Annotated in this window: 9 protein-coding genes; 2 read left to right on the top strand and 7 right to left on the bottom strand. The window is 33.2% G+C overall.

Annotated features, from left to right (window positions below; genetic code table 11):
• Positions 1 to 230: 230 nt before the first annotated feature.
• Positions 231 to 953, bottom strand: coding sequence for a tetratricopeptide repeat protein (locus NJT12_RS19145; protein ID WP_271337531.1), 723 nt, complete (start codon positions 951 to 953; stop codon positions 231 to 233).
• Between the two features lie 2 nt (positions 954 to 955).
• Positions 956 to 1,540 (bottom strand): RNA polymerase sigma factor, encoded by a 585-nt coding sequence (locus NJT12_RS19140; RefSeq protein WP_271337530.1) that lies wholly within the window; start codon positions 1,538 to 1,540, stop codon positions 956 to 958.
• Between the two features lie 327 nt (positions 1,541 to 1,867).
• On the opposite strand from NJT12_RS19140, the gene NJT12_RS19135 reads away from it, so the two are divergent.
• Positions 1,868 to 2,305: a retropepsin-like aspartic protease gene (locus tag NJT12_RS19135; RefSeq protein WP_271337529.1), complete on the top strand. Its 438-nt coding sequence runs from the start codon at positions 1,868 to 1,870 to the stop codon at positions 2,303 to 2,305.
• A gap of 157 nt (positions 2,306 to 2,462) precedes the next feature.
• On the opposite strand, the gene NJT12_RS19130 is transcribed toward NJT12_RS19135, so the two are convergent.
• From NJT12_RS19130 to NJT12_RS19110, 5 genes are all read right to left on the bottom strand, one after another.
• Positions 2,463 to 5,639 (bottom strand): efflux RND transporter permease subunit, encoded by a 3,177-nt coding sequence (locus NJT12_RS19130; protein ID WP_271337528.1) that lies wholly within the window; start codon positions 5,637 to 5,639, stop codon positions 2,463 to 2,465.
• A gap of 71 nt (positions 5,640 to 5,710) precedes the next feature.
• Positions 5,711 to 6,778 carry an efflux RND transporter periplasmic adaptor subunit gene (locus tag NJT12_RS19125; protein WP_271337527.1) on the bottom strand — a complete coding sequence of 356 codons (1,068 nt, stop codon included), beginning with the start codon at positions 6,776 to 6,778 and terminating at the stop codon, positions 5,711 to 5,713.
• Between the two features lie 9 nt (positions 6,779 to 6,787).
• Positions 6,788 to 8,122: a TolC family protein gene (locus NJT12_RS19120; RefSeq protein WP_271337526.1), complete on the bottom strand. Its 1,335-nt coding sequence runs from the start codon at positions 8,120 to 8,122 to the stop codon at positions 6,788 to 6,790.
• A 3-nt stretch (positions 8,123 to 8,125) separates the two neighbouring features.
• Entirely contained in the window at positions 8,126 to 8,731 is a 606-nt protein-coding gene (locus NJT12_RS19115) for a TetR/AcrR family transcriptional regulator (protein WP_271337525.1), read from the bottom strand.
• A 107-nt stretch (positions 8,732 to 8,838) separates the two neighbouring features.
• Positions 8,839 to 9,360 carry a YceI family protein gene (locus NJT12_RS19110; RefSeq protein ID WP_271337524.1) on the bottom strand — a complete coding sequence of 174 codons (522 nt, stop codon included), beginning with the start codon at positions 9,358 to 9,360 and terminating at the stop codon, positions 8,839 to 8,841.
• 268 nt (positions 9,361 to 9,628) lie between these two features.
• Here NJT12_RS19110 and NJT12_RS19105 point away from each other — a divergent pair, with 268 nt between their 5' ends.
• Positions 9,629 to 10,603: a polyprenyl synthetase family protein gene (locus NJT12_RS19105; RefSeq protein ID WP_271337523.1), complete on the top strand. Its 975-nt coding sequence runs from the start codon at positions 9,629 to 9,631 to the stop codon at positions 10,601 to 10,603.
• Positions 10,604 to 10,932: the final 329 nt, after the last annotated feature.

The raw sequence follows: 10,932 nt of genomic DNA, 5'->3' as shown, positions 1-10,932 counted from the left end.
TATAATTTAATATTTCTTTTACTTCTGTTCTGATTTGCATTTTCTGATAGATTTATAAATACAGAAAATAAAAATAATAGTTTTTTACAAAAGTTCCTTACACTCTTGGTTCAAAAACTTTGACAAAGGTCCTTAGCTCAAAAAATTCGCAAAGTATTTTACCTCTTGAGAATCTCTGTGTAATTCTTTGTGTGTTTTGTGAATTTTGTGTGTGTTGTGAAATCCCAAATTTAATCTAACTCATCGAGAAGCTTCTCAACATCGTCATAGTTTTCATAATCCTGCGAAATGGTTTCCAGGATTTCTCTACATTCTTTGTACTTCTTTTGTTTCAATTTAGACAAGGCAAGACTCCATGTTGCTTTTTCTTTATAAACAGATGTTCCTGATCTTAACTCATTAAAAACAGCTTCGGCTTTTGGATATTTACTTTCTTCTAATAAAGAAATCCCATAAAAATATTGAATTTCGGGTGTTTTATTTTCTTTTAAAATTGCTTCAAAATGCGGAATTGCTGTTGCGTATTTCCCATCATTAAATGCTGCCTGAGCTTCTTTTAAGTTTTCATTTGTATCGCCTCTTTCTACAAATTCGGCCGTTTCAGGATTATCATAATCAGCAAAAGTTGGGTTGTTATAATCAAAAAAGAACAATCCAAATAAAATAATTACAGATGCCGCCGCTGCATAATACCAAGGACGCATTAAAACAACTTTTGGTTTACTATTATTAAAATGTTTTTCTGAAATTGTTGTTAGATTCGTTTTAAACGCTTCTCTTTCTTCGTCGTGTTCAAATTTAGTTGTAAGTCGGAGCTGCACTTCTTTAAACGTTTCAAATTCTGAGGACAATTCATGATCTTCAGACAATTGTTTTTCAAAATTATTTTTTTCCTCCTCAGTCATTTCTCCCTGAAGATATTGATCGAATAATATATAGCGTTCTTCGTTCATGGCTAATTATTTTTTAGCGATTTAATTTTTTTGGCTTCGTGAATCCATTGCGTTAATTGCCCCACACATAACAGTTCTTTTTTTCGGGCACTATCATAAGTACCACTAGCCTTTTTAACCACTTCTTCAGTCTTTTTAGTGGTAAAATTCAGCCTCAATAACTCCTGACACTTATCTCCTAATTTCTGGAACATAGTGTCAAAAAGCTGCTGATTTTCATCAAATTCTTCTGTGTTTGTAATCAGTTGAAGTGCAGATTCATTCATAGATAAAATATCTTCATTGATTGCGACTTCTTTGTTCGATGTTTTTTTGAGCTCGTTCAACCATTTTCTTTTACACAATAAAAAAAAGTAGGCATCAAACGGGCAAGTCAGTTGCAGTGCATTTGCTTTGGCCTGATTAAAAAGTAAAATCATGATTTCCTGAACCACCTCCTGCGCATGTTCTTTATCTCCTGAATTATTCATAATGAACATTACCACTTTTGGAACGTACTTTTTGTAAATTGTCTGAATGATTGCTGAGTCATTTGCAGCAAGTCCTTCAATGTACATTTGATCAGGATGAATCTTATTTTGGCCCATAAAAAAACTTTTTGTAGCTAATTTAGAAAACAATTGTAAATAAACTTCACATTCATAGGTAACAATTAACATATCAAGCCAATATAATGCAACAGAAGTCTTTTAGCATTCAAAAATATGATTTAGGTTATCATAAAAAATAGCCACAGATGAAACGAATTAAAACAGATCGTTACCAATTTTGTCATTCATAGAATTTGCAATTCGTTCTCATTTATATATTATAATTCAACTTTTCTCTAATAAAAATCGACGAATTATATCTTTTACAGGAATTAGTTTATTGACTGTAATTGGTTTATTTTTGGTTTTCAATCACTATCGAAAATGGAAAATCTTCACGAAATTCTCAAGAAAGAGAAATACAGGAAAATAAAATTCAAAGTTACCAAAACACAACATCTTCTGATAAAAGCCAAAATCAACGGCGTTTCTGGTAATTTTATTTTAGATACAGGAGCATCTAATTCCTGTGTAGGATTTGAAAGCATCGAACGTTTTGAATTAAACGCAAAAAAATCAAAAACCAAAGCTTCCGGAGCCGGAGGAACTGGTATGAAAACACAAATTTCGACACACAATAATCTACAACTTGGCAGTTGGAAAAACATTGATTTTGGTTTGGTTATTTTTGATCTTTCACATGTAAATGAAGCTTTACAAGCTTACAAGGCAAAACCTGTTCACGGTATTATTGGGGCAGATGTTTTACTTGAAGGGAAAGCAATTATAGATTATTACAATCATTATTTGTACCTGAAATAATACTTATAAATTCCAACTTTTAAAATTCCAAATTCCAAATCTTAAAGTGGTTTCTGGTTCAATAAAAAATCCCAAATTTCAATTAAGAAATTTGGGATTTTTATTTTTACCAATTCCAACATTGGAATTTGGAATTTTAATATTAAGATTTAAAATTTTAGTGCGTATGTTTAGGATTAAAACCATCTTCACTAACTTCTGTTGGCGTATAATCAGCAAACATTTCAGCTTCGTAATCGATTTTTTCTCCTTTAGATAATCTGGCAATTATTTTTTCCATAATAAGATAAATAACGGGAACCACAACTAAGGTTAGGAATAAAGATGAAATCAATCCACCTATAATTACCCAAGCCAAACCATTTTTCCATTCAGCTCCTGCACCAGATGCTAAAGCAATTGGGAACATACCAAATACCATCGCAATTGTAGTCATCAAAATTGGACGTAAACGAGCGTGATTCGCCTGGATTAGTGCATTTCTAATGCTCTCCCCCGCTGCTCTTCGCTGATTGGTATAATCGACAAGCATGATCGCGTTCTTACACACCAGACCAATCAACATAATAATACCCAAAATGGTAAAGATGTTCAGTGTGTTATTAGTTAAAGCCAGGGCTAATAAAGCTCCAATAAATGAAAGCGGAATAGCAAATAATACTACAAACGGGTGAACGAAACTGTCATAAAGACCTACCATTACCAGGTAAACTAATATAATAGCAGCTAATAAAGCGATTCCTAAAGTACCAAAACCTTCACTTTGGTTTTCCTGATCTCCACCCCAGATATAGTTTACTCCTACTGGTTTTTTAAGTTTATCTAATCTCGCTTGCCATTGTGTTACAATTGTTCCTGAAGGAACCCCAACGTTTTGTCCTTGAACAGTTACAGAAGCAGATTTATCTCTACGCTCTAATTGGCTAGGACCAGAACCTTCAGTAATTGAAGCAAATTGAGACAATTTAATTTGTTGCCCCGCATTATTAATAAATATTAAATTACTAACATCAGTAATGTTTTTTCTATCAAAAGCATTATACTTGATATTGATATCGTATTCGTATTCGCCAGCTCTGAACTTTCCATCCGTATTTCCACTAAAAGCAGTTTGCATGGTCATACCCACTGTTTGAAGTGTTAATCCTAATGCAGCCATTTTATCACGGTCTACTTGTACGTTAACTTCAGGATTTCCATCTTCAACAGTCAATTTAATCTCTGTTGTTCCAGGTATTTTGCGTAATTCAGCTTCTGCTAATTTGGCAAATTTCATAGCGCTTTCTACAGATGGACCAGTTACAACTAATCCCAAAGTAGCATTTTCGGCTGTTCCTAAAATACCAACCGGAACCGTTTTTACTTTGGCTCCAACCAATACTTTTTCTAATTTACGTTTTATTTTCGCAGCATAAACCGAAGCATCATCTGTTCGTTCTGATTGATCAATCATTTTTACGTTAATCTCTGCCTTATAAGCTGTCGCTTGTGCCGCACCCATTCCTTCTGAAGTTTGTCCTACAGTTGTAATTTGGCTAAACACATATTTTTCACCTTTCAAATACGCTTCTGCTTTTTGTGTCATAAAGTTGGTTTGTTCCAACGAGGCGTCTTTCGGCATCTCTATTTGAACTAAAAACTCCCCACTATCTGATTTGGCAAAAAATTCTCCTCCAATAAATCCTCCTCCAAACAACGGAATTATAGTACCGAAAAACAATAGTAAAACAATTATAATAGTTTTGAAGTAATGATCTAAACACCAGTTTAACAATGTAGTAACCCAATCAGTAAAACGAGTTAATAATTTTTCGAAACCAAGAATTACTCTCCCAAATGCATTCTTTCCTTCAATGTGTTCTAATTTTCCAAAACGAGAAGACAACCAGGGAATAATTGTAAACGATGCTAAAAGTGAGAATAAAGTAGAAATAATTACCGTTACACAAAACTGTGTGATAATGTTCGAAACCAAACCAGAACTCATTGCAATAGGCAAGAACACTACGACAATTACCAAAGTAATCGAAGTTACTGTTCCACCAATTTCGGCTGTACCGTCATAAGAGGCACGAATTCGGCTTTTACCCATTTCCATGTGTCTGTAAATATTCTCCAATACTACAATGGCATCATCGACCAGAATACCAACCACAAGAGATAATCCTAATAAACTCATTAAGTTTAAGGTATATCCTAAAAGATAAATCCCAATAAATGTAGCAATTAACGAAGCAGGAATCGAAACCATTACAATCAATGAGTTACGAATACTATGAAGGAAAAACAACATTACAAAAGCAACTAAAACTACCGCAATCAATAAATCGTGAATTACAGAATCTGCAGCTTCTAAGGTATAAACGGTACTATCCTTGGCTATTTCTAACTTTAAATCATTAGTTTTATAATCTTTTTCCAGATTTTTAATACTTTGAATCAACTGCTCACTTACAGCAACCGCATTAGCGTCAGATTGTTTAATTACTTGTAAAATAATCGCGCTTTTTTGATTTACTCTCGAAATTTTTTCAGCAATTTTTTGATCATCTTGTACATCTGCAATATCTCGTAAACGGATTTGAATTCCGCCTTTAGATGAAACTACTAAGTTTCTTAATTCTTCAACATTTTTATATTTACCCGCTAAACGAATTAATATTTTCTGATCACGAGTCTGAATATTTCCCGTTGGGAAATCTAAGTTCGAAGTCAAAATATTTTGTTGTACTTCTGGAATAGAAAGCCCGTAACCCTGCATTTTTAATGCATCCAGGTTTACTTGAATTTCACGTTCCTGACCACCAATAATATCTACTTGTGCCACACCGGGAACACGAGATAAAACGGGAGCAATCTTTTTATCAATTAAGTCATAAAAAGCAGCCTCATCCATTTTTCCATTGGCTCCAATAGTCATAATTGGCAAATCACTCAAAGAAAATTTACTTAGCGATGGCGTTTTGGCATCGTCCGGTAAATCACTAATAATGGCATTAATTTTTCGCTGAGCATCATTCATCGAGACATCAACATTAGCTGTTGAAGTCAAAGAGATAGATACAACAGACAAACTTTCATAGGATTTGGAATCAATTTTCTTAATGTTTTCCAATGATGCAATCGCATCTTCCATTTTTTTGGTAATTGTATTTTCTACCTCACTTGGAGAAGCTCCGGGATAAACAGTAGAAATCGTAATAACGTTTTGTTCAAATTTCGGGATCAGCTCATAGCCTAACTGGCTGTAGCTAAACAATCCACCAAGTGTTAGAATTGTAAACAATACAATTACTAACGACGGACGTTTTATGGATATTTCGGCTAATTTCATATTTTTTGCTTTAGGCTGTAGGCTTTAGGCAATAAGCTTAATGCTTATGGCGTATAGCTTAATGCTTTAAATTATTTAATAATTTCTACTGTATTACCGTCTTGTAAATTAATTTGACCAGTAGTAACTACAGTTTCTCCGTCAGATAATCCATTGATAACTTCAACTCTATCTCCTAAAATTCTTCCGGCAGTTACTTTTCTTAATTTTGCAATACCTTTTTCAACTACAAAAATTTCGTTGCTGCTCACACTTCCTACAAAAGCATTACGTGGTACAACCATCATCTGCTGTTTTTGTTGTTTAGAACCAAAGTTTGCCGTTCCGTACATACCCGCTTTAAGGTCGTTATTGATGTTATTTGTAATTTCAATTTCAACCGGGAAGTTTAAAGATTCATCCGCTTTTGCAGCAATAAAAGTAATTTTTCCAGAGAAAGTTTTATCAGGATAAACACTTGCAGTTACATTAACATGGTCTCCTACTTTTAAACTTGCTACCTGATTTTCGTTTACTGTAACTACTAATTTTAATTTAGAAACATTTACGATATCAAACAATGCAGTTGCAGGCGTTGCTGCTAAAATAGATCCCGGCTCAATGTATTTTTTATTGATAAATCCGTTTATTGGCGCTTTTACTTTAGTATCGCCAACATTAATATTTGCTTGTTTTAGGTTAGACTCAGCATTTGTTAATGCTAATTTTGCCTGATCTAATTGTTGCTTAGTCACACCACCGGTTTTAAAAGCATTTTCGTAACGGCTGTAATCTGATTTTGCATTTTGATATACTGCTTGTGCTTGTTGTGCACTTACATTAATCACATCACCTCTCACTGTTAATAAAGTCTGACCTACTCTTACATAATCACCTTCTTTTGCCAAAACACTAATTACTTTTCCTGATTTTTCAGCAGAGAAAGTCAATTGTTGAATTGGTTCAAAATTTCCGTTTGCAACGAAATCCAGCGAAACTTCTTCTGTTTTTACAGAAGCTACTTTTACTGATACTGCAGCATTTTTCTCTGCTACGATATCTGTTTTTTCTTTATTCTCTTTCTTATTCTTATTTAAGACATATCCAATCACACCCAGCGCTGCAATTATGATTACGATTGTTATAATAGTTTTCTTCATTTTTTTTAGTTATTTAATAAGAGTTTTAAGTTCGCCTTTTGATTTGATTAATGCTACTTCGGCAATTTTGTAATTTAAGACTGCTCTGGTAAAGTTATTTTGAGCTTCAAGTGATGCATTTTCAGCATCCAGTAAATCTGTTAATGATGCTAATCCCTGAAGATAATTGTTTTTTGTGTCGCTTAGGATTTCTGTAGCTAAGCGCATGTTTTCTTTTTGATTATTAATAGTGATAAGATTATTATCTATATCAGCCATTGCATTTCTATAATCTAAATCAAGAGAAAGTTTAGTGTCTTTCATGTCTTCCTGAAGGGATCTGATTTCTACATCAGCTTGTCTTACTTTTGCACGAGTTCCGAATCCTGTAAAAATTGGTACGTGTAGATTTAATCCAATTGCTGAGTAATCTGACCAATATACTCCATCTGAAGGCTTTGCAAACCAAGGCATTTGTGGACCCTGACCAATATAATTGTAACCAGCAGTCAATGAAAGTGTTGGATAATATCCTGCTTCAACTGCTTTTTTATTGTATACTAAAAGCTCTTCCTGTTTTTTCAATAACAAATATTCTGTTCTGTTTTCTGTATTAGGAACTTCTGTCAAGGCAGCAGGCACAACTTCAAATTCTTCTTTAGGAATCTCAATTACAGTTTCAATAGGCATTCCCATATAAAACTTCAAAGCATTTTCCTGTAATGTAATTTGATTTTTAATTTGCTGACGTTCTGTATCAATGTTTGACATTTTTACAACAATACGGTCTAAATCAATTTTTTTAGCCAGACCATTATCAAATTGTCCCTTTACGATGTCACGAACTTTAGTAGTATTTACATAATTACTATCTAATAAAACTAATCTTTCGCGCTGCACATAAACTGAATAATAGTTATTTGCAACTCTCTCAATTACTTGCTCTTCTGTCAACTGATCGTTTATTTGATAAAATTCACGAGTAGATCTCGCTGCTCTTAATCCTGTAAACACAGATTGATCAAATATAGTCTGCGTTAATGAAACTCCTGCGTTTGAAGTCCATTTTTGACCAAATGCCGCCTGAATCGTAGTTCCCGGCTGACCAAATCCTGCTCCATCAATAACTGTTGTCTGAATGATTGGGTTGTGAGTTAAGTTTCCGTTTGCAGAAATTTGTGGTAATGCTCTGGAACGTACTTCCTGAATTTTGTACTCACTATTTTCAACCTGTAATCTTGCCTTTTTTGCATCGGCTTTGTTTTCAAGCGCGTATATAAGAGCATCTTTCAGGGTTAGTCTTTTGACTTGTGCGTTGGCAGACAAGCCAATTGAACACAAAAATATAAGAATTATTCGTTTCATAGATTAATGATTAAATGGTAATTTTTTAAGTTGTTTTTCTAATTCCAGTATTCCTTTTTCAGTTGCCATAGCTCTGGTGTGGTATTCCAACGCTTCTAATTCTATTTTTTGCGCTTCTCTTTCTGAGACTGTAGTTGCATTTATATGAAAAATCAATGTATAATAGAATTTCACATATAAATCTATATTCAAATCCGGTCTGTACAAACCTTCGGTGATCCCTTTTAGGATATTATCTTTAAAATAATGGTTACACTGATCTATTTCATGTGTCATTAAATTTTGATAAATTTCAGGATAATGCTTTTTGAGCTGATAAAGAGGTGAAGTATCTGCTGCATTTTTAAACATATCGCGAAACATTTCTCTAATTTCAAAATTCTCATGAATTGCATTATAGTTTTTAGCAACCACAGAATCAATAACTTCATGTACTTGCTTATGAACTGTCGAGGTACTTTCTTCGATCAAAACTTCTTTATTACAGAAGTATTTATAAATCGTTTTTTTAGAAATACACATTTCGCCTGCGATATCATCCATCGTAACACTCTTAAAACCAAGTTTTAAAAATAATTCACTTGCTTTTGATATAATTTTCTCTTTCATTTTAACTTTCAAATTATATTGCAAATATACTCAGGAAACTAAAATCAGAAAAATAGTTTCCATGATATTTGTAATAATTTTACATTAATTTACTCATTATAATTAGATTATATACTGAATTCTAAATTGGCAATCAGCTTAATATCTTTTCCTAATGCCAAACCTCCGTTATGATTGAACGAATTATAATCTAATCCAAAATCCTGACGTTTAATATCGCCTTTGATCTCAAAAGCAACTTTTCTCTCGCCATTGTAGTTATTAACGCCAATAAATTCAGCATCAAGTTCTACTACCCGAGTCACATCTTTTATCGTTAAATCTCCTTTGAAGAAATTGATATTGTTATTTACTTTTTGAAAAGAAGTCGATTTAAAACTAATAATCGGATGTTCATTTACATCAAAAAAGTCCTGAAGCTGTAAATATGTGTCGATTTGTTGAAAACTATCTTTTTTATTATTGATGTCTAATGAGAACTCAACCGAAGCATCTTCAATTTCATTGTTTTCAATATTCACATAACCATCAAATTTATTGGTAGTTCCTCCCATATAGGCAATTATCGAATGTCTCATTTTAATTAAAACATCTGATTGGCTAGAATCTAAGGTCCATGTTGTTTTCATAAATATTTGATTTTACTGAGTTAATAAATTACCCAAAACCTATTACGGAAACTCTCACAGTGTTTCAAGTTTCCAATTAAAGGTGCAAATATAGAAAGGAAACTCTAAACACCAAGAAAGTTTCCAAGTTTTTTTTAAATAATTTTAAGAACCTGATAATTAATAGATTTTAAGCGGATTTTAAGGAGAAACCCGCATTTAAAATTTTAAGAAAGAAATAATTCATAATGAATCGTATCTTTGAGCCTCGCAATTCAGATTATATTTTATGCACGATATCAGCCAATACCAGGATTTTTTTATTAATTATTTAGAAACCCAAAGCATCAGCAAAGAGCCTAAAAACCTCTACGACCCTATTAAATACATTTTAAGTCTTGGCGGAAAACGCATGCGTCCGGTACTTACTTTAATGGCTTCAGAAGTTTTTGATACTGATTATAAAGTAGCACTTCCTGCCGCAATGGCTGTGGAAGTTTTTCATAATTTCTCATTGGTTCACGATGATATTATGGATGATGCGCCTTTGCGAAGAGGACAGGAAACTGTGCATGAAAAATGGGATCTCAATACTGGGATTCTTTCCGGAGATGCGATGCTGATTCTGGCTTATCAGTATTTTGAACAATACGAACCAACCGTTTTTAGGGATTTAGCAAAATTGTTCAGCAAAACCGCACTTGAAGTTTGCGAAGGACAACAATGGGATGTTGATTTCGAAAAAAGAAACGACGTTACGATTCCTGAATATCTTAAAATGATCGAATATAAAACAGCCGTATTAGTTGCCGCAGCCATGAAAATGGGTGCAATTGTAGCGAAAACTACTGAAAAAGAAGCTGATTTTATTTATGATTTCGGATTAAACTTAGGATTGGCTTTCCAGCTTCAGGATGATTATCTGGATGCTTTTGGAGATCCGGAAACCTTCGGAAAACAAGTTGGCGGTGATATTATGGTCAATAAAAAAACTTATTTATACCTAAAAGCACGCGAATTTTCATCAGCTGAAAAAGCTTTAGAATTAGAAAAATTATTCAGTTTACAATTAGAAGACAATACCGCTAAAATAGAAACGGCAAAAGCAATTTTTAATGAATCAGGAGCTTCAAAAGCTACTCAGGATGCTATAGAAATGTATACTTTTAAAGCTTTTGAAACCTTAGAAAAAATGGATATTAATTCAGAAAAGAAAGATATTTTAAGGACTTTTGGTGAGAACTTGATGGGAAGAAAGGTTTAGTTTTCAAAAGGGTTTCGACTCCGCTCAGCCAGACATCACCAGTGTCATCCTGAGCGAAGTCGAAGGCTTATAAAAAAATAAACCCGACAGGTTTTTAAAACCTGTTAGGTTTGACACAGAACTTAAATACAACTAAAATTTAAGCCACAGATTAAAAGATTTTCACAGATTAAATCCTTGAAATCCTTTAATCTGTGGCTGTTTTTTTGCGCATAGTAAACCTATTAGGTTTGGCACAGAACTTAAATACAAATAAAATCTAAACCACAGATTAAAAGATTTCCACTGATTTAATCCTTGAAATCCTTTAATCTGTGGCTGTTTTTTTT

The sequence above is a fragment of the Flavobacterium azizsancarii genome (assembly GCF_027980145.1).
In the GTDB taxonomy this organism is placed as follows: Bacteria; Bacteroidota; Bacteroidia; order Flavobacteriales; family Flavobacteriaceae; genus Flavobacterium; species Flavobacterium azizsancarii.
This window is presented reverse-complemented; position numbering and strand designations above follow the sequence as displayed.

Coding starts and splice junctions, on each gene's coding strand:
- NJT12_RS19145 (WP_271337531.1), bottom strand. CDS start 953: ATGAACGAAGAACGCTATATATTATTCGATCAATATCTTCAGGGAGAA.
- NJT12_RS19125 (WP_271337527.1), bottom strand. CDS start 6,778: ATGAAGAAAACTATTATAACAATCGTAATCATAATTGCAGCGCTGGGT.
- NJT12_RS19140 (WP_271337530.1), bottom strand. CDS start 1,540: ATGGGCCAAAATAAGATTCATCCTGATCAAATGTACATTGAAGGACTT.
- NJT12_RS19105 (WP_271337523.1), top strand. CDS start 9,629: ATGCACGATATCAGCCAATACCAGGATTTTTTTATTAATTATTTAGAA.
- NJT12_RS19130 (WP_271337528.1), bottom strand. CDS start 5,639: ATGAAATTAGCCGAAATATCCATAAAACGTCCGTCGTTAGTAATTGTA.
- NJT12_RS19135 (WP_271337529.1), top strand. CDS start 1,868: ATGGAAAATCTTCACGAAATTCTCAAGAAAGAGAAATACAGGAAAATA.
- NJT12_RS19110 (WP_271337524.1), bottom strand. CDS start 9,360: ATGAAAACAACATGGACCTTAGATTCTAGCCAATCAGATGTTTTAATT.
- NJT12_RS19120 (WP_271337526.1), bottom strand. CDS start 8,122: ATGAAACGAATAATTCTTATATTTTTGTGTTCAATTGGCTTGTCTGCC.
- NJT12_RS19115 (WP_271337525.1), bottom strand. CDS start 8,731: ATGAAAGAGAAAATTATATCAAAAGCAAGTGAATTATTTTTAAAACTT.